This is a genomic window from Candidatus Eisenbacteria bacterium, assembly GCA_018831195.1.
Classification (GTDB): domain Bacteria; phylum Eisenbacteria; class RBG-16-71-46; order CAIMUX01; family JAHJDP01; genus JAHJDP01.
This window is the reverse complement of record JAHJDP010000007.1, coordinates 1-19,146: the sequence shown is the minus strand read 5'-3', so window position 1 is coordinate 19,146 and position 19,146 is coordinate 1. Positions and strand designations below refer to the sequence as shown.

The 19,146-nt window shown below is 57.5% G+C and carries 14 protein-coding genes; 8 read left to right on the top strand and 6 right to left on the bottom strand.

Going from position 1 to position 19,146, the window contains the following annotated elements; all coding sequences use genetic code 11:
• On the top strand, positions 1-1,543 hold a 1,543-nt coding region (locus tag KJ970_01100), incomplete at its 5' end, for a CotH kinase family protein (protein ID MBU2689498.1).
• A 13-nt stretch (positions 1,544-1,556) separates the two neighbouring features.
• On the opposite strand, the gene KJ970_01095 is transcribed toward KJ970_01100, so the two are convergent.
• Together KJ970_01095 and KJ970_01090 are read right to left on the bottom strand one after the other, a co-directional pair.
• Entirely contained in the window at positions 1,557-3,185 is a 1,629-nt protein-coding gene (locus KJ970_01095) for a hypothetical protein (protein MBU2689497.1), read from the bottom strand.
• A gap of 224 nt (positions 3,186-3,409) precedes the next feature.
• Positions 3,410-3,919, bottom strand: a complete 510-nt coding sequence (locus KJ970_01090) for a ribonuclease HI (protein ID MBU2689496.1) — start codon at positions 3,917-3,919, stop codon at positions 3,410-3,412.
• 297 nt (positions 3,920-4,216) lie between these two features.
• Here KJ970_01090 and KJ970_01085 point away from each other — a divergent pair, with 297 nt between their 5' ends.
• Entirely contained in the window at positions 4,217-6,340 is a 2,124-nt protein-coding gene (locus tag KJ970_01085) for a sulfatase-like hydrolase/transferase (protein MBU2689495.1), read from the top strand.
• 280 nt (positions 6,341-6,620) lie between these two features.
• Positions 6,621-7,229 (top strand): peptidyl-prolyl cis-trans isomerase, encoded by a 609-nt coding sequence (locus tag KJ970_01080; protein ID MBU2689494.1) that lies wholly within the window; start codon positions 6,621-6,623, stop codon positions 7,227-7,229.
• Between the two features lie 110 nt (positions 7,230-7,339).
• On the opposite strand, the gene KJ970_01075 is transcribed toward KJ970_01080, so the two are convergent.
• A complete protein-coding gene (locus KJ970_01075; protein ID MBU2689493.1) occupies positions 7,340-8,557 on the bottom strand; it encodes a tetratricopeptide repeat protein in 1,218 nt (405 codons plus the stop codon).
• Positions 8,558-8,802: 245 nt separating this feature from the next.
• Between KJ970_01075 and gap (KJ970_01070) the strand changes: the two genes are divergently transcribed.
• The 5 genes from gap (KJ970_01070) (at position 8,803) to KJ970_01050 (ending at position 14,245) form a co-directional block, all read left to right on the top strand.
• Positions 8,803-9,825, top strand: a complete 1,023-nt coding sequence (gene gap / locus KJ970_01070; GenBank protein ID MBU2689492.1) for a type I glyceraldehyde-3-phosphate dehydrogenase — start codon at positions 8,803-8,805, stop codon at positions 9,823-9,825.
• 46 nt (positions 9,826-9,871) lie between these two features.
• Positions 9,872-10,900 (top strand): type I glyceraldehyde-3-phosphate dehydrogenase, encoded by a 1,029-nt coding sequence (gene gap, locus KJ970_01065; protein ID MBU2689491.1) that lies wholly within the window; start codon positions 9,872-9,874, stop codon positions 10,898-10,900.
• 219 nt (positions 10,901-11,119) lie between these two features.
• Entirely contained in the window at positions 11,120-12,274 is a 1,155-nt protein-coding gene (locus KJ970_01060) for a response regulator (GenBank protein MBU2689490.1), read from the top strand.
• A 67-nt stretch (positions 12,275-12,341) separates the two neighbouring features.
• Complete coding sequence (locus KJ970_01055; protein MBU2689489.1) at positions 12,342-13,286, top strand: response regulator; 945 nt, start codon at positions 12,342-12,344, stop codon at positions 13,284-13,286.
• A gap of 158 nt (positions 13,287-13,444) precedes the next feature.
• Positions 13,445-14,245 (top strand): methyltransferase domain-containing protein, encoded by an 801-nt coding sequence (locus tag KJ970_01050; protein MBU2689488.1) that lies wholly within the window; start codon positions 13,445-13,447, stop codon positions 14,243-14,245.
• A gap of 106 nt (positions 14,246-14,351) precedes the next feature.
• Here the strand turns inward: KJ970_01050 and KJ970_01045 are convergent, their stop codons facing one another.
• From KJ970_01045 to KJ970_01035, 3 genes are all read right to left on the bottom strand, one after another.
• Positions 14,352-17,267 (bottom strand): S8 family serine peptidase, encoded by a 2,916-nt coding sequence (locus tag KJ970_01045; GenBank protein ID MBU2689487.1) that lies wholly within the window; start codon positions 17,265-17,267, stop codon positions 14,352-14,354.
• 43 nt (positions 17,268-17,310) lie between these two features.
• The gene (locus KJ970_01040) at positions 17,311-18,012 is read right to left on the bottom strand and encodes a hypothetical protein (protein MBU2689486.1); all 702 of its coding nucleotides are present in this window, start codon (positions 18,010-18,012) and stop codon (positions 17,311-17,313) included.
• 15 nt (positions 18,013-18,027) lie between these two features.
• A partial coding sequence (locus tag KJ970_01035; GenBank protein MBU2689485.1) for a cohesin domain-containing protein occupies positions 18,028-19,146 on the bottom strand: 1,119 nt, incomplete at its 5' end.

Sequence of the window (19,146 nt, the reverse complement as noted above, 5' to 3'; positions counted from 1 at the left end):
GATGTTTCGGGATACCGGCGTGCCGGCCCCGGATACGGAACCGATCCATCTCGTCATCAACAATTACAACGTTGGAACCTACTTGATGGTCGAGCATCCGGATGAGCATTTTCTCGAGAATCACAACCTGGAAGACAGCACTCTCATCTATAAATGTTATGACAGACTGGCGTTGCTGCCCGATTCGGCGGCCTATAAAGAAATGTATACAAAGGAGACCTTTGAAGACATAGAGAGCTGGGGAGACATTATTTCCCTGATCGAAATGTTAAATACGACGCCGTCTGCGGCGGTCTATGACAGCCTGATCCGCGTTTTCGATGTGGAGAACTTTGTCAATTATTACAGCAATCAGATATTGCAGGGTGGTTTTGATTGGATTTGGAAGAATTATTTCGTCGTCCGCGATATGACCACCGACCGCTGGCAGATATGGCCCTGGGATCTCGATCTTTCCTTCGGCATTCAGGCCCTTTTTGACACGACATGGACGGCAACGACGTCCCCGATACGAGGGGCTAGTCCGACATTCAATGTTCTCGCCTACCGGATGATGGAAGTCGGCGCGATCAGAAATGCGCATCTCTGCAATATGCAATACCGGATGGAGACGATTTTCGCCGACAACGCGATGGCGGGAAAGTTCCAAGACGCGCATGACCGGATACTCTTCGATACGGAGCGTGATTGGCGGAAATTCGGGTGGGAAAGCAATCGCTGGTTCTATGACGGCGTTGATGAATTGTCCGATTTTGTTGAAGCGCGCAATGCCTACCTGGAGACGGCCATCCCGTCTTTCATGATTCATCAGGATCTTGTGATCAACGAATTGATGGCCGCCAATCTCACCACGCTACAAGATGAGTACGGCGAATACGATGATTGGATTGAATTATATAATAGCACCGATGAGACGATCTATCTTTCAGGATATTACTTGACCGATGATCTGACGGTACCGTACGCCTGGGCCTTTCCGGACACATTCATTGAACCCTATGGGCACTTCATTGTCTGGGCCGATGAAGACATGTGGCAGGGACCGGTGCATGCGAATTTCAAGCTGGGGCGCAACGGGGAGGGGATCGCCCTGCACCGGATGGGGGCCGCCGTAGAATCCGTGGATCTCGTTTTCTTTGGTCCGCAGGGGGATGACATTTCCTGGGGACGCAGCACCGACGGCTCCTGCCCCTTTGATTATTTCGCGGAGCCGACTCCCGGAGAAGAGAATTTTCCGATCTCGTCCACGCCGGCCGCCACGACCGGCATCGATCCGAGCTTGCGCGCCTGGCCGAATCCCGCCAGCGGCCCGGGCCACATCTCCCTCAGCCTCTCGCGGGAGGCCCTTGTATCGGTCGCGATATACGATATCAGCGGGCGCCGTGTGAGAGGCCTCCATCGCGGATCCCTGGCCGCGGGTATAACGCAATGGGTTTGGGACGGACGCGATGATTCCGGCCGCGCGGTCGCCGGCGGTATCTACTGGGTGAAGGCCTGGACGCCGGAGACTTCACTTGTACAAAAGATCGTCCGATTGCGGTAAGGCCGGAGCCGCGCTACCGCAGTAGAATCATCCGGCCTTCACCCTGATAAATCCCGGCAACGATCCGGTAGAAGTAGATGCCCGAGGGGACGGGCGCGCCGTTCCCCGCCAGTCCGTCCCATGCCAAGCGGTGCGACCCGGCCGGAAGGCGCTTGCCATCCATAAGCCTGCGGACCATCCTTCCCCGGAGATCATAAATCTCGACGCTCGCTTCCCCGTCCCTCGGCAGTTCCAATTGAAGGGTCGTCATTGAATCGAAGGGGTTGGGCCGGTTGAATGCGAACAGAGTCGCTTTAACAAACCCCCCTTCTTGGACGGCGGCCGGATCCTGCACCGGCCAGTCGCAGGCCAGGGGACCGCCGTAGGCGCCCATGTCGTTCCGTGCGGATCCCTGGGAGGGAGGGAAGCAGAGATCATCACGGGCGCTGTCGGGGTCCCCGCGGTCGATGCACAAGCTCGCACTATCGAGATGGTAGCCGGCATCAGCGAATTGAGGGTCGTCATCGATCATGCCGATTCCCGGCCACCCACCCTCGATGTCGGAATACGACACCGCAAAGGCGGTCGTGTCAGTGTAGATATGAATCGATCCACCGCGAGGCGCCGTGTTCCCCCAAACAATCGCGCTTGCAAGGCTGGGGAAATCATCACCGCCGAAATTGAGAACATAGACGCCGCCGCCGGATGCGCCGGCGGTATTGTTCACGATGGTGTTGTTGCGGAGAGATGAAAAATCATATCGAATGTAAAAGCCGCCGCCGTCGCTGGTGGAGTGATTCTCGGAGAGAATATTATTGTCGACGATTCTCAAATGCAGTGTGTTGGAAGTCCACAGCGCGATGCCGCCGCCGCCGAATCCTCTGGCGATATTGCCGGTAATCACATTGTTTTCGATTCGCGGTGTTGAGAAGGCGCCGGCATAGATCCCCCCGCCGCAATAGGGAGCCGTATTGCCGCTGATGAGATTCATGCGGATGACGGGGACCCCGCTGAGTGAAGAGTTGTCTTCCAGCAGGGCGATCCCTCCCCCCGAATCGGCGGTGTTGTTCCGGATGGTGCAATACTCGATGAGGGGCCATGCGTTCACCGAGGCGACGCCCCCGCCGGTGCCGTTCCAATTTTCATTATGAGATTGATTATGCTGAATCAGGCAATGGCGGATGGTGAGAGAGCAGAGTTTGCAATAAACACCCCCGCCGCGAACATCGGGGTAGTCGGGTGATGAAAGCACCTGCTCGATGCGGCAGTACGCGATGATAGAGGCGCTGTCCGATTCGATAAAGCGGAGCCCCCGCCACCTTTCCTCCGGATTCGGTTTGTCGCGTGTAAAGAGGATCGAATCGTTTTCAGCGCCGGCGGCGTAGAGGGCGCCGTTCACAAGCAATTGATAAGGCCCTCGAAAGCGGACTTCAACCCCCGGCGCGATCGTAAGAGATGAATCCCGCGGCACAAAAAGATCCCCTTCAACCCAGTAAGGGCTTCCCGCCGGATCCCAAAGCCCGGCGGCTTCCCCGCTCACAAGGGTTCCCGCCGAGCCTCCTGATGGAATGAGACTGATGGCGGAATAGAGAAGGGCCGCACAGATGAGAGGGGGGCATTGGATCCGGATTCGACATGAAGAGGTGTGGGGATGATGGCTCATGACGGCTCCTTTTTGTTCTCTTATCGACAGGGCCCTATAAATTAAAAGAGTGAAAATAGACTTAAAAGAATGGGTGGATTCATGGAAGGCATTGTGAAACCGAAAGAAGGACTTTATTGCAGAATTGAATTCGTTTGATGGGATATCGGAGTGGGGTTACGAAGTGCTAATTGCAAATCACAATCCGGCCGCCGGCCGGCGTAACGGACGCTCTTGATCGGATCTCAGCCGCCGCCCATCATCTCTTCGCGCGCCTGGGTCGCGAGCTGGTCGCAGCGCTCATTCATCGGATGGCCGCGGTGGCCCCGGACGAACTCCCATTTCAGCGGGCGGCCTTTGATGAGTTGCGACAGCCGTTCCCAGAGGTCCCGGTTCTCCACCGGTGCGCCATCCGCCTTCAGCCAACCCCGGCGAATCCAGGCCGGCAACCACTCCGTCACGCCCCGGATAACATACGAGCTGTCACCCAGCAGGCGGATCGGCCCCTTTGTCGATTCCAGGAGCCTGATGGCCGCCGTCAGTTCCATGCGGTTATTTGTCGTCTGAAGGGCGCCGCCCTTCAGCTCACGGCCGTCCGGGAGAAGTGCGCCCCAACCGCCGGGTCCCGGGTTGGGTTTGCATCCGCCATCGAAGGCGGCGGTGGCCCATCCCTCCCCGGCCAACACCACCGGATCGGGCGGGGTGGAGGATAAGCCCAGCAAGCGGCGGAGTTCGATATCATTGGAGAGATTCATCGTCTTCAAGATTCCCTCTCCCGTGGGATCGGATGAGGGAAAGTTGTGACCGGCGGGGTTTTTCTCGGTGGTGACGGTGCGGCGCTTGCTGTCTCTATACCAGTTCAACACCGTGCCATCGGTGAAGAGGAGTTTAATCCCATACGCAATCGGTCGCGTCTGAACCTCCAATTTGAATCCTCCAGGTATGTGCCCTTAAAGATCGCCGCGTTTCATGCGGGCCCTTTGGTTTGCCATTTCATCCACCGGTGTTTCATACTAGCCCTGAAGCCGGTTCCGGAAAAGAGGAGGTTTTAGATGAGAGTGTTTTGGATGGGAATCTCCCGGATGAGGCGATATGCCGGATTCTCTGTGATCTTTGGGCTCCTTGTTGTCTCGGGATTCTGGTTTGCGCTGTTCGGCGGATGCAGCCGGGCGCCGCGGCGTCCAAACGTTCTACTGATCATTCTCGATACGACGCGGGCCGATGCGATCGGCGCCTATGGCTCATCCACGGCGAAGACGCCCCACATCGACGCTCTCGCCGCCCGGGGTCTTCTTTTTAAAAAAATGGTCACACAGAATCCCTACACCCTGGGATCCATTACCACCATCCTCACCTCCCTGCCGCCCGACCTGCACGGGATACGGGACAACTCGAATTTTAAACTGGCGGGGGAGGCTGAAACGCTTGCCGAAAGTTTTAAGGCCGGCGGCTTTGCAACAGCGGCTTTTGTCTCGGCCTATCCCATTCGCGCGGAAACGGGGATCCATCAGGGTTTCGATCTTTATGATGATGATTTTTCAATGGGATTTCCCGTCTTTGAAATTCAGTTTGAGCCGATGAAGGCGACGCGCCAGGGAGCGGAACGGCGGGGAGGTGAAACGGTCTCGCGCGCCATCGAATGGCTCGAGCCCAAGCGGCGCGGCGGGAATCCCTTCTTTCTGCTGGTTCATCTCTTCGATCCCCACCAGCCGTATGATCCGCCACCCCCCTTCCAAGCAGAATTCCGGGGCAATCCCTATGGAGGCGAGGTGGCCTACTGCGATTCGCTGATCGGATCTTTGCTCGGCCGGCTGGAACAACAAGATTTGTTAAACTCCACCATCGTGGCGGTTGTTTCCGATCACGGCGAAGCCTTTCACGAACATGAAGAAGTCGGCCACGGCTTTCTGCTCTACGAGACGACCATGAGGGTTCCCTGGATCATGGCCGGACCGCAGATTCCAGCGGCCTCGATCGAGGGGACGGCGCGTTTGATCGATGTCGCCCCGACCCTGATGGGCGCCTGTGGTTTGAAAATCCCCGCCATGTTCCAGGGGGACAATTTGATGAGCGAACTTGCGGTCGCGGCCGCCGGGTCGACAATCCGCCTGTCTGAGAGGCCGACCTACTTCGAAACCTATTATCCGCGCATGACCCACCACTGGAGCGAATTGCTGGGATGGCGCGACGGGCCGTGGAAATATATCCGCGGACCGCGGCCGGAATTGTTCAACCTCGAGCGCGATCCCGATGAGGCGCTGGATCTGTATCACCAAGAACGGGCGAAGGCGGCGGAGCTATCCGCCGCGATGGACGATTATCTTCAGCGCAGCAGTCCGTATCGGCTCTCGCCGCTTGCTGAAGCGCCCGATGCGGAGACGATGGAGAAGCTCCGGAGCCTCGGGTATCTCGGCGGCTCCACGCCGGAGAGGGCGATCGAGCGGCCCGGCTGGGAATGCGGCCTTCCCGATCCGAAGGATGCCATCGGAGCGTGGAATCTCCGCCAGGAAGCCAATGCCTTCCTGCGGATCGCTTTGGTTCAGTTCCAGGCCGGGCAGTTCGAAAAGGCCTTGGAATGGGCCGACCGCTCCCTCGCATCCGACGAAAGCCGGATGGATGCTCTTATGGTGCGGGCCAAGTCATTGGCCGCCCTGAACCGGCTCGATGAAGCGCATGACAGCTTCGAGAAGCTGCTCCGCCATCAGCCGGAGGATGCGGCCGCTTGGAGCGGGTTCGGCATTGTTCAAGATCGCCTTGGGAGACCGGCGCGCGCGGAGGAGGCCTTTGTAAAAAGCATCGAACTCGATTCCACTTTATCCGATGCCCATTTCAATATGGGTTCCCTGTTGATCCGGCAGGGTCGGATCCGGGAGGCGGTTCCCTACTATGAGGCGGTTCGCCGCCTGCAGCCGGAGGATGCCTCATTGCGGGCCGATCTTGCGCGGCTCTATATGAGTCTGGAAAAGGTGCAGGATATGGAATCGGTTCTGGAAGAGGGATATGCGACGGATCCCCGGCATCCCGGGATCTTGCTCCTGCTGGCGCAACTTCGAATCCACCAGGGGAATCTGGGGGAGGGCAGGCAGCTATTGGAAAGGTATCTGGAACTCTATCCCGAACGGCCTGACGCGCCCGAGGTCAGGACATTGTTGGCAAGCCTGGGGGATGAATCCTAAGTCCTGTCACGAACCCAGTCCATCGCAGCGGGGAACCGGAGCGGGGAACCGGTTTCCCCACCGGGGGTTCTGGTCCATACTCGCTCCAACGGGGCTCGAGCTCCGGATCCGGCATCTCCAGAATAGGCGCCGCGATCCTATCCACCTTTGAAACTTGGGCGGTGTTGGCGTAGTATCCGATAGAGATGCGGCCCTGAGTTTTGAGTTGAGGTAGTCCGCCGGGGGCCGGGCGGCTTACATTCGGAAGGAGGCAATGATGATCCGTAGGGTTACCATCCTGATGGTCGTTCTCGTGCTGGGACTTGCGCTGCTGGTTCCCGGACCCGCTCAAGCGGATGATGAAGGCGCACCCGCCACAAAGGAAGAGGCCAAAGTGACAGCATCCAAAGTACTCTTTAAGACCAACATGGGCGATATGGTGATCGAGCTTTATCCCGAGAAAGCCCCCATATCGGTGGAGAATTTCCTGAGCTATGTCACCGAGGGTTTTTTTGACGGGCTTATTTTCCACAGAGTGATTCCCGGATTCGTGATTCAAGGCGGCGGATTTACGCCGGATATGAAGAAGCGGGATACACACAAACCGATAGAGAATGAAGCCGGCAACGGCCTCAAGAACTTAAAAGGCACTCTTTCCATGGCGCGGACGAATGAGATCAACAGCGCCACATCTCAGTTTTTTGTTAACCTGACTGACAACGAAAGCCTGGACCACCGGGGTGAGACCCCCCAAGGTTTCGGGTATGCGGTCTTTGGAAAGGTTGTCAAGGGGATGGAAGTCGTTGAAGCCATCGCCAAGGTTCCCACCGGCAAGGTCGGAATGTACAGCGATGTTCCCAAAGAGCCCGTGATTATCGAGAAGGCTTCGATTGTCGGAGACGAGCAGTAAGAGCCGTTCTTAAAACGACAATGTCAAAAATAAGCCCGGTGAATCGGATGCGCACGTGATCGATTCACCGGGCTTTTATTATCCTTAATTTTAAAGGGATTCGCCTGCGTTTATTCCTTTTTGTTCAAGTAACGATCCAGCATAACGCCGTAATAGCTGCAGTTTTCGTTGAGAATCCTCAACTGCTCGAGGGCGTCCTTTCTGCGGCCGACCGAATTCCACACCATCGCCAGATTGAAGCGGGCTACATCTTTGTCGGGATCCAGTTCGAGGACCTTTTGCAAATAGCTCTCCACTTTATCTTTCCGTTTGTTCAAGCTGGCGATTCCGCTCAGGTTGAGATAGACCAAGGTATTGGTGGAATCGCACGCACCGGCGGCAAGATAGAGCGACTCGGCTTTGGCGTAGTTCCTCAGCATAAAGTAGGTCGCCCCGCTGTGGATAAGCGCCAAGGCATAACAGGGGCGCAGGCTATCGGCCCGGCTGAAGGCGGCGATCGCGTCATCCCCAAGCTTCTGCATATTGTAGGCATAGCCCAATTCGTAGAAGGCCTCGGCGAGATCCGGTCCATCCGCCACGGCTTTATGGAGATATCCCAAACCCCGCTCCATATCCTTCTCCCGAACCAGCAAACCGCCGCAGAGGGTGGCGCCCTCCGGGAGCGTCGGATTGAGCCAGCGCGGCTCCGGCCGGTCGAGCGCCGAGAGGGGCAGTAGCGCGCGTTTCTCAAGGGATTGGTGTTGCAACTCGACCAGCGCCTTGGAGGGAATCCCATAAGCCAGGATTCCCTCGGTGGTGACAAGATGACCGCCTATGGCCACGAGCCGCCCATTGCAATCAAGCACCGGGGCTGGTCCCCGGGGGGAGGCCGAGAGATGCAGCAACCGCAAACCCGGCGGCACCTCAACCGATCCCGCACAGAGGGCTGCGAAGGGCTTGGGCTCCTTGCGGCTGTAGGTCCAGAGGGTTTCGCTTTCCGCCGTTACGGCCTGGGGAGCGGGCCAGGCGGCGCCCGTCAGTGCGGCTTCAAGGACGATGAGATCGTATTCCGGCAGCAAAGCCCGGTAGTGGGTGACCTCGACGGGCCCCGATGGGTCTTCAAGACGGATATGGGAGGCCCCGAGCACATTGTGAAGGAAAGTCACAGGTCCGTTAACCCCTTCCAGAAGAATGACTTCCCCGGCCGCCTCCTCGGATCCATCCGCCATGATTCGCGTGAGGGGGCAGAAGTCGCCCTGATCAATCCCCGCCGGAGTCGCGCCGATCATGGCGGGTAGGGTCAGAAGGAGAAGGGTGGCCATAGCGCCAAAGGCTCCAAGTTTCATCATGAGACTCCTCTCGTTCGAGCCGGCGTATATTGGAACCGCGGGTGTATGCGTGGAGTTCCAAGCCGGTTGCGTTAACCTCTAATGTGATGCAGCCTATCACAGCAAGGGATGAACGGAACAGTGAGACGCGAATGGCGTAAGGAGAAAGAGTTCCGCAGGCCGATAGATACAGGGAGGGTCTAGGGGCCGATCCGGGCCATAGACCGGTACAAATTCGGCGGAAATCGAGAGAAAGAGGAAACGGTATGAGTGTTCGAATTGGATTGATGGGTTTTGGACGTATCGGCCGCAATATCTTCCGGATCGCCTACAACCGGCCGGAAATCGATATCGTTGCGATCTGCGATATCGCCGAGCCCAGCTCGCTGGAATATCTACTCCGCTTTGATACGGTCCACGGCCATTTTAATGAGCCCTTCTCCGTTCATGGCGGGGCGATGTATATCAAGGGCCGGCAGATCGGCATATTGATGAAACGCGAACCGGGCGATGTGAATTGGGCCGAGTTGGGGGTGGAGATCGTCGTCGAGGCGACGGGGAAATACCGCACCAGGGATTGGCTTCAGAAACACATCGATGCCGGCGCGAACAAGGTGATCCTCACGGTGCCGCCGCGGGACAGGATCGATGCGATGATCGTCATGGGCGTGAATGACGGTGATTTGAAACCGGAGCACAAGATCATCTCCAATGCCTCCTGCACGGCCAATGCCGTCGCGCCGATCGCGAAGATCCTGCATGAGGCTTTTGGAATAGATAAGGCCTTCATGACGACCGTCCATGCCTATACAAACGATCAACGCCTGGCCGACGTGCCGCATGAGGAGCTCAGACGCTCCCGCGCCGCGGCCGAGAATATCATTCCCGCGTCAACATGGGCGCCGCAGGCCGTTGAAGCGATGGTGAAGGGTCTCAAGGGGAAATTCGACGGCATCGCCATGAATGTCCCTGTCCCCGACGGTTCCACCGTCGATTTGGTTACTTTGATGTCGCGTAACGTGACCGCCGCTGAGGTCAACAAGCTGGTCTGGAGCGCGGCTCAATCGACATACAAAAATATTGTGGAATTTTCGACAAGCCCCATCGTTTCGAGCGACATCATCGGGAATCCCCATTCTGCCATTTTTGATTCCCTGTCCACGCTCGTGATCGGCGGAAATTTGCTGAAAACAGTGACCTGGTATGACAACGGCTGGGGATATGCCAATCGTGTGGTGGAGCTTATACAAAAACTAGCGAAAATTCCGTCGCCCAATCCTGTCGGATAATGCGATAGAGCTTCAAGAAAAAGAAAATTGCGGGAGGTTCTGAAGAATGAAAATACGGATCGCCATTAATGGATTTGGACGAATCGGGCGGAGCGTCTACCGGCTTTTAAACCAGCGCGAGGATATCGAAGTGCTGGCCATCAACGATATCGCGGATAACAAGGGTCTCGCCTATCTGTTGAAGTACGATACGGTCATGGGGGTCTTTGAGGGTGAACTCCGGCTGGAGGGGGACATGCTTTACGCCGGACGGCAGAAAACCCAAATGATGGCCATAAGAGATCCAATGGAACAGCCGTGGGAGAAGCTCGGCATAGACGTCGTTGTGGAGGCGACCGGTCGTTTCCGGCTTCGCGATGAGGTGGCGATGCATCTGAAGGCGGGCGCCAGGCGGGTGATCCTGACCGTTCCATCCAAAGATGAGATTGATGCCACGGTCGTGATCGGGGTCAATGAACATGTCTTGAAGCCTGAGCACCGGATTGTCTCCAACGCCTCCTGCACCACGAACTGCCTCGCTCCCATCGCAATGATTCTCGATAATACATTTGGGATCAAGAAGGGGATTATGACCACGGTGCACGCTTATACAAATGACCAGCGCCTGGCCGATGTTCCCCACAAGGATCTAAGACGGAGCCGGGCGGCGGCGGAGAATATTATCCCCACGACGACCGGCGCTGCGAAAGCGGTCGGCAAGGTGCTTCCCAACCTCGCCGGAAAACTCGACGGCATCGCCATGCGGGTGCCTGTTCCCAATGGATCCATCGTCGACCTTGTTGTGGAATTGAACAGGGACGCGACGGTCGAAGATGTTAATACCGCGGTGAAGACGGCGGCCGAGGGTCCCCTCAAGCGGGTTCTGGAATACACCGAGGAGCCGATCGTCTCCAGCGATGTCATCGGGAATCCCCATTCATCGATTTTTGACGGACTCTCCACCCGCGTTCTTCCCGGCGGATTCGTCAAGGTTCTCTCCTGGTATGACAACGAGTGGGGGTACGCGAACCGGGTCATCGACCTGATCGAGTGCCTGGATAAGCTGGGACCGCCGTTACCGGAAAAGATGATCTGATCCACCGCTCTATGTGACCGGTATGCCCCTCCTCGCCCTTCGAGGAGGGGCTTTTTTTATCCGCCGGAAGGCCTCACCCCTGTGGTGAGACGGACGATTCGCCTCACAGGACCCTTTTCTTCACCTGTTCCATTGCTCCAGATCCCTCTCTGGAAAGCCGATAAACCGAGTGGAACACCGCCGATTGAAGGCTAACAACATGTTGTGAAGGGGGACGTTATGCGGCCACAAGATTTGAAGATCCTGCTGGTGCAGCCGGAGGAGCCCTTGCGAAGACTGCTGGAGACCTGGCTGCGGCAAGCGGGATATCCGGTGGTCACGGCCAAAACAGCCGAAGAGGCTCGGGCCCTCTTTCCGACAGAGAAACCGGCTTTGGTCGTTACAGACATCACCCTTCCCGGCCGCAGCGGTCTGACCCTCCTGCGCTCGCTGAAGCGCCGCCATTCCGATACGCCGATTGTCCTTCTCACGGCGCGGCAGGATGTTCACACGGCGGCGAAAGCGGTTCGTTGGGAAGCCTTTGATTACCTCATCAAGCCGGTGGCCCGCGTGGAGCTGCTGGCCACCTTGACCCGCGCGATGCAGCTCATGCGGATACGCCGGGATATGAGAGCCTACACACAAGAGATGGAGAAGCTGGTGCAGCAGGATCAAGGCGAGTTGAACGCTCTCGCCGGCGAGCTGATCCGGATGAGGCAGGATCTAGCGTGGATCCAAACGAAGCTTCAACAAATGAGAGGTCATGCCGGCGGGATTCCGGATGCGGGGAAGGAAGGGAAAATGGAGTCATGGGAACCATTTTCTCGAACGCTGAGTGAGTTGTCGCAATGGGTCCAGGATCGACAGGAATCCCTCAGGGGATCGGTCACGGCCTCGCAGGAGCGCTCCCTTTCGGTTGAGAAGGCGCTTAGAAATGTACAAGCGGAAATGGAGCCGCGTCTTATAGCCGCTGATGTTGATCTCACCGTCGAGATCCCCAAAGATATCGCCACGCTGCCGGCGGGAGGCCCCCATATTCATGGCGCTCTGGAAGCCCTCCTAAGCCGCGGCATAGAGGAGGTGGCCCGCCGGAAGGTTGGTTCACTCCACCTCTCCGGTGGCCGCAAAGGACAACGATTGCTGGTGTTCCTTGAATTTCCGTCGGCGGCTCCGGATACCCATGCTGATCCCACGGTGGCCTGGATGCCGAACCCATGGGTTCGCCGGCGCATCCTATGGAGCGGTTTGTCGCGGGCGGCGGCGCATGCCAAGGCCTTGGGCGGCCGTTTGCTGGTTGATGGAAGCCAGCCGGGTCTTGTTCGATGGATTCTGCGGCTGCCTTTGAAACGGCAGGCCGGAATGGGCGTCACCGGGAGCGAGAGGATGGCGGCCTGACAAAATCTTCCACCGGGCGGTGGATGGGATGGAACTGCTGGTTAAATATATGTCTCAAGGAAACCCCATGCTGAATTCAGAACCCGGCAAGCAGAATGCCCTTATTGAGGTATTCCCCGGCCTGGATGGTATCGCGCTCCGGGATGACGATCCTGATGAGGTCGATGTTCTTATCGTCGAAGGTGATGCGGCCCAAAGGTCACTTATCACCCAGATCCTCGAGCGCAAAAAACTTGTGGCGGTCGGTTGGGAGAATGGGCTCGAGGCGATGGAGTGGCTGGACAACGCCTTGGCGCCTCCCCGCGTGATTCTTTGTGATCTTGATCTGCCGGGACTCGGCGGGGTTGAATTTTATATGATGCTGCTGCAGAGCGCCGAGTGGTATTCCATCCCCGTTGTTCTTATGACGGCGAATCCGACACGTGAAAATATGAAGAACCTGCGGGCCCTTCCGGTGCCGCCGGATTACCTGCTGTGCAAGCCGTTCCGTCCGGATATGCTGGTTCAAATCATGGAAACGATTCTCAAGCAGGACCATCCCTTGTGTATCTTGAGGGATTTGCAGAGACGCAAGCTTAATGTACAGCGAAAAATGCTGCAGATACGCAAGGCGATGGAGGATCAGGCGCCGGCGGATGCCGCAAAAATTGAGAGGGCGCGCTCTATTATCATCACAATGACAAACAAGTTGATCAGCTTGAAGAGGGAGCGCACCCAAGCTGTCAATCTCTATGCGGATCCATCCCTTGATCTTGACGAGAAGATAAAGTCGCTTGGTACTGAAATCGCACAGATCGAGGCTTTTATCAAAGGGCATGAGGATCAGCGCAAATCACAGCTTGAAAGAAAACGGGAACTTCTGCTCGTATCGAAATCACTCGAAGAGATCGACCGCAAAATCCAGGTGCTCAATAAGACCATCGCCAAAGAGGGGATTCTGGACCTTCGGAGCCCCTCCAAGATGGGGAAAGAGATGCTGGATTGGCTTGCCTCCGGCAGCGGGGGAGGATGATCTGATCCCCGATGCCGGGCCCTGGTATTGTGCGCCGTCCATTAGATCCGCGCTATGCCCCTCTTGATCATTTCATCCCGACCCGGTAATGTCCTGACCTGGACTTCTCATTTTCCGAGATAACAGTCTTGATGCAAACACCAGCAGAAGGGAAGGGTATGGCCAAAAAGACAAAAAGCCGGATCGAAGCTGATCGCCACCGGCTCTATGAACTTTCTGTACAGTGCCCCGAGGCCGATATCCGGTTTCTGGACCGTATTTTTAAGAAGAAACATGGCCGTCTCCCCAAAATTCTGAGGGAAGACTTTTGCGGGACGGCGACCATGGCGGCCGAATGGATTCGCACCCGCAAGGAGAATACGGCCATCGGCGTGGACCTCGATGAAGAAGTTCTCGATTGGGGCCGTGAGCATAACATTAAACCGCTGGGCGAAGCCGCCTCCCGCTTGACGCTGCATCATGCCGATGTGCGCTCGATCTCAAGTCCCAAGGCCGATATTCTCGCGGCGATGAACTTTTCGTACTTTATTTTCAAGAAGCGGGAGGAGTTGAGGGATTATTTCCGCCATGCGAAGAGAGCGCTCAAGCCGGGTGGTCTTTTTGTTCTGGATATTTTCGGCGGCTGGGAGTCTCAGGAGCTGACGATTGAAGAGAAAGAGATGGAGGGGTTCACCTATCTCTGGGAGCTGATGAGATTCAATCCCCTGACGCACGAGGTTCTCTTTCATATTCACTTTCATCTCAATGACGGCCGGAAGATCCGCAAGGCCTTCACCTATGATTGGCGTTTTTGGACGATCCCCGAGGTGCGGGAGCTGCTCATGGAGGCCGGTTTCAAGTCGGCCGAGATTTACTGGGAAGGAACCGAGAAGGATAGCGGGGAGGGTGACGGTGTTTTCCGACTGACCGAGAAGGGGGATCATTGTCCCGGGTGGATCGCCTATATCGTGGCGTTTTAAGCGGGTTCGAAGCAGATTCAAAGCCGGGTCAAAGCAAAACACCGCCGGGAGGAGAATCCGACGGTGTTTTGCTTGTCTCTTTGTCTCTCTGCAAAGACTTCCAGACTTACCTCACAACCATAATCTTCCGGCTCTGCTCGCCATCCTTTGTCATCATATTGACGAAGTAGAGGCCGCCGGCAACGGGATGGCCGCTGTCGTCGCGGGAATCCCACGCCATTGAGTGGTCGCCGGCCATCTGCCATCCGTCCCAGAGCGACCGCACCTTGCGGCCCATCGTATCGTAGATCTCGATCTTGACCCGGCCGCTGGCGGGGATCTGATAGCGGACCTGCGTCACGTCTTTGGATGGATTCGGCCAGGTGCGGGAGAGCGTGGCCTTCAGGCCCACCGGCGCCGCGCCCTGATCAGGGTCGAGGGGCATGGGATCGATGGCCAGTTGTAGCGCCCGGCCTTCAGTATCGGCGAGCACCATGTTGGTCACGGCGAAGCGTTCCAGCTCCTGGCCGCCGTTCCAGGTTTGTACAACCGGGATCTCGAGCGTGAGCGGGCCATCTGTGTCTGAGAGCCTGCCGCTCAGGTTGTAGGCGACGAGGTGGTGCTGTCCAATGCGTTCGTGGCAATCAACCTGAGTGCCCTTCATGGCGCCGTGCAAAACAGGATCGCCGGCCAGCTCATATCCGCGCGGCAGGATGAAGGAGACCTGCAGGCCGCCGAGACGATGGTCGTCGAGGGTCAGGTTGTACGATGTCGGTTGGAAGGATTCGGCCCAAGCGACCGGTTCCAACTCGGCCTCTTGACCCTGGGCGATCGGGGCGTCATAAGACTTGCCGAGAATAATGTTCACAATTCCGATCACATCCAGGATGTTGATTTGTGAATTGCTGTCGGTATCGGCGCAGGCTTGCCCCCCGGCTCCGAGCGGTGTTGTTCCCAGGATATGATTGACCGTCGCAATCACATCGAGAACGTCAACCGTGCCGCCGCCGTTGGCGTCTCCAAGAACGGTCGCGCAGGCGCCGGGATCGGAGCTGATGGCGTCGATCGTCGCTTTAACATCGAGCTTGCCGTAACCCCAGCTGGCGTTGGGTGTCGCACCGGTGTAGCTGTCGGTTCTGGCATGGGTCTGAAGAAGCGATTTCACTTCCGCGGCCGTCAGCGCCGGATCGGCCTCCAGCATGAGGGCGACGGCGCCGGAGACATGCGGGCAAGCCATGGACGTTCCCTGCATGAGAATATGCTCTCCGCCCGGTACGATGAGCGCCTCCGATGTCGAGTAGAAGGCCGACCAGGCCGATGCGATCATCTGGCCCGGTGCGGCGATATTCGGTTTCTGCGCGCCGTCGCGGCGGGGGCCGTGTGAGCTGAAGCTCGCGAGGCCGTACAGCGTTTCATTGATTCCGTAATCAGTGAGCGCGTAGTGCGTCCCGTTGTGCGCCGTCCATTCAATCTTTGTGTTGTAAGCGGCGACGGTGATGGCGCCCGAGGTCGTTCCAGGCATCCCCACAATCGACGTCAGATTCAATCCGTTCACGACCTTGACCGGGTATTGGTTCCGCTCGCAGTAGAGATCGACAACACCACCCGCAGGGAGGCCGTTGGCGGCGGTGGCTCTCAGTGACCAGGTCCCGTTTTGTACACCATTAGTGAAGTTTTGCAGCCAAACCTGAATATATCCCTGACCATTAACGTTATGGGACGTGGTGGTGTAGGCGTACATCGTGTCATTTACAGATGTGATATAGCCGGGGTAATTGCCGCCCGTTGAAGGATTGAATTCGCCATAACTCCCAGAGGGGGAGGTGATTCTCCAGGAGAATTGATCTCCGGCTTTGTACCAGCATTCAAGGACGATATAACCACTTAGCCCGACGCTTGTATCGTTATTGATGGTGAATATCTGATTGCCTCCCGGTGACACGGTGTAGCGTCCGTGCCAATCGGAATCTTGATCATTCCCCGCGGCGATACAGATGATGAGATTCTGCTGATCAATAAAGTTGTCATAGGCTTCTTCCAGCAGTGTTGTTCCATCATGCGGCCCCATCGTCACACCCTGGCTCTGATTGACGACCAGGGGGTGCCCCAGGGCCTGCGCTTTCTGGATCATGTAGTTCAAGCCGTCGATGGAGCCTTTTGTGTCGACAGGACCCCAGGTGGGATCTTCCCCGCCGCCGTAGCAGAAGAGATCGCAGTAACCGTTGCGAACGGCGATGAGATCGGCTTCCCATGCGACACCGCGATAGGTGGCCGGATTTAGAGAGGATCCGTCGCCCACGGAGGTTCCGGCGACATGGGTCCCATGTCCGCCGTCATCTTGGAAACTATTGGCCTGGCCGCCGTTGATCATCGCCGCCGTGTACTCGGTGCCATAGCTGAAACCCGAGGGGGCGTTGCCGTCATAATAGTGATCCCAAATATAGAGGATACGGGTGTTTCCGGAGGCATCCTTAAAATCATTATGCGTGATATCAACACCGGTATCGAGAATGCCGTAGATGACGCCGTCGCCCGTATAGGAGCCGGTCCCGCCGCCGTTCACTAGATTGGCCCGGCACTCGGGAATCGAGAGATCAAGGTTGGCATTCATCCAATAGGATGGCTCAATCGCCTTAACACCGGGATGGGAGGCCAGGCGGCCCAGATCCCGATCGTGTATGACGGCCGAGACGATGCCGCCGGCCCGGGAATCGGGGCGGGCGCCGAGAGCCGCGAGTTCCATGTCGGAGAGATCGGTGCGGATGAGAACGGGATAGATCAGATCATCCAAGCTCTCGCCCAGTATAACAATGCGCTCTCCGATCGGCTTCAGGGCGGTCGCGGACATCGCCTTGTTCGCTAATCCGGTGGCCATGATCAGCTGCGGATCCAGTTTCGCCGCGGCATCTATCGACATCGCCGGCGTCAGGTTGAGGGACGGCAGGCACTGCATCTTCTCTCCCTCATCGGCAAGGCCCAGCCTTGTCAGGGATGTCAGGAGCAGCAATAGCATGGATGAAACCAGAAAGGTCCGACTTTTCATTATCCATTCTCCTCTTTTGACGATTCCGAAGGAATCGTTCTCATCAACCGGCTTCCTGCTCGGACATCTTCATCAGGTAAGCAAGAACCGCTTTGGCATAGGTCGAATAGGTCACACCATTAACCATCCAGGTGGATGAGTTTGTCGAAACAATCCCACTGGGGGCGATAGCGTTGGCCGCGACCAAGGCGGAGTTGTAGAGGGCCTGGCCGGCGAAGGCGCAACCCTCGACGAGATAGAGATCGTTGACATTGAAACTCGTCCGGTGGTCGAAAACAAAACTCGGGGAATGGGCGCGAGCTGTCTGCGCCGCGGATACAGCCTGTGCAAGGTCCGCGGATTGCAGCCCGAGTAATGTCGCCCCCTTGCCGCCGTAGGCGTCGGCGCCGGTCGCTCCATGCGCGATCGCATTGTTAAAGCTCGAGCTGGCGCTGCCGAAACTGCTCAGCATCAGGTGGCTCCAACCCTGGCCCACATAGGCCGGGCCGTAGGAGGCGTCCTTCGAGATGGCGGATGAGAAACGGGCCAGAGCATCTGAATAATTACCCTGCTCAAAGATCGTCCAACCCTGGCTGGTGTACTCGGATGCACTTGTCCCGGGCTCCGTGGGACCCCCGCCATCGTCGCCGCCGCATCCCGTCAGGAAAAGGACCGCGCCGAGTCCGAAAAAGAGCGGGAGTAGAACCGGAACGATTCCGATTCCCTTGAAACGCCGTATTGTAATCTGTATGGACGTCATATTCATTCCTTCATCCTTCCCTTAAAACGTGACCGTAATGGACGCGTTACCCTGTTGGCTTCCATTGGTCCCGGTCGCCGAGATCACCGCGGAGTTTTGACTCGATCCAAGACTCACGACACCCATATAGGTATGTTCCACAGCGTCGACCAAAGACATGCTGACATTGATTGAGCCCGCGCTGACGGTGGGACTTGCCGAGAGGGTTTGATCTGATGAAACAAAGATCTGAAGTGTCCGCGGCCGGGCCGGGTTTTTCAGGGCGAAAATATTCAGAACCGGAGCGCCGCCGGGATCGCCGCTGATGGAGATCGATCCGGCTTGCCCGGTGACATCTAAAGGCTGCGCCTGCGCATCGGAGAGGGTCATGGCGGTGGGGGTGAGCGCCGTGCTCGTTCCGCCCGCGCCGATGCAATTGAAGGTCAGGTTGGCGATGGCGCCGGTTCCCGCGGCGATCGTGCTGGTATTAGAGTAGTACATAATGACCCGGACGGCGCTGCCGACCACGCTGGCTGAAAAACTCATGCCGGCCGCTCGTCCCGTCGCAGATCCGCTGACATAGGTGACGACCGAGGCATTGTAGCCGATATCCAGCTGGATCCCTTTAACAATATCGTCATTGTCAAGGCTGAGAGCGACGGTCGCCTGACCGCCGCTCGTACCAGTGGCCGTCCCGACAATCAGCACATTATCACCGGGTTGCTGCTGTGTGATGGTGAAATCGCTATTGGATGTGTCGTTCCCCGTCAACACGCCGTCGCTGGCCGTTACCTTCACCCGGGCCTGCGTCGTCGAGACAGAGGGTACGGTCCAGGGATAGGAGCCGCTGTTGCCCGAATCCGACGCGATCATCGACCAGGTGGCTCCGCTGTTGGTGGAGTATTCCACCGCAATGCGAAGAGTATTGTCGTCGGTGTCGGGATCGGTGGCCGTGTAAGTGATATTGGTGCTCGTTCCCGCAGCCAAGGTTTCGCCGCCATTGGGAAAGGTGACGGTGACCGAAGGGGGCTGGCCTGTGCCGCCGCTGATGGAGATCGATCCGGCTTGCCCGGTGACATCTAAAGGCTGCGCCTGCGCATCGGAGAGGGTCATGGCGGTGGGGGTGAGCGCCGTGCTCGTTCCGCCCGCGCCGATGCAATT

Bases quoted from the DNA above. Each gene is read 5' to 3' on its own strand.
- KJ970_01095 (MBU2689497.1), bottom strand. From the start codon at position 3,185: ATGAGCCATCATCCCCACACCTCTTCATGTCGAATCCGGATCCAATGC.
- KJ970_01090 (MBU2689496.1), bottom strand. From the start codon at position 3,919: ATGAATCTCTCCAATGATATCGAACTCCGCCGCTTGCTGGGCTTATCC.
- KJ970_01085 (MBU2689495.1), top strand. From the start codon at position 4,217: ATGAGAGTGTTTTGGATGGGAATCTCCCGGATGAGGCGATATGCCGGA.
- KJ970_01080 (MBU2689494.1), top strand. From the start codon at position 6,621: ATGGTCGTTCTCGTGCTGGGACTTGCGCTGCTGGTTCCCGGACCCGCT.
- KJ970_01075 (MBU2689493.1), bottom strand. From the start codon at position 8,557: ATGATGAAACTTGGAGCCTTTGGCGCTATGGCCACCCTTCTCCTTCTG.
- gap (MBU2689492.1), top strand. From the start codon at position 8,803: ATGAGTGTTCGAATTGGATTGATGGGTTTTGGACGTATCGGCCGCAAT.
- gap (MBU2689491.1), top strand. From the start codon at position 9,872: ATGAAAATACGGATCGCCATTAATGGATTTGGACGAATCGGGCGGAGC.
- KJ970_01060 (MBU2689490.1), top strand. From the start codon at position 11,120: ATGCGGCCACAAGATTTGAAGATCCTGCTGGTGCAGCCGGAGGAGCCC.
- KJ970_01055 (MBU2689489.1), top strand. From the start codon at position 12,342: ATGCTGAATTCAGAACCCGGCAAGCAGAATGCCCTTATTGAGGTATTC.
- KJ970_01050 (MBU2689488.1), top strand. From the start codon at position 13,445: ATGGCCAAAAAGACAAAAAGCCGGATCGAAGCTGATCGCCACCGGCTC.
- KJ970_01045 (MBU2689487.1), bottom strand. From the start codon at position 17,267: ATGAAAAGTCGGACCTTTCTGGTTTCATCCATGCTATTGCTGCTCCTG.
- KJ970_01040 (MBU2689486.1), bottom strand. From the start codon at position 18,012: ATGAATATGACGTCCATACAGATTACAATACGGCGTTTCAAGGGAATC.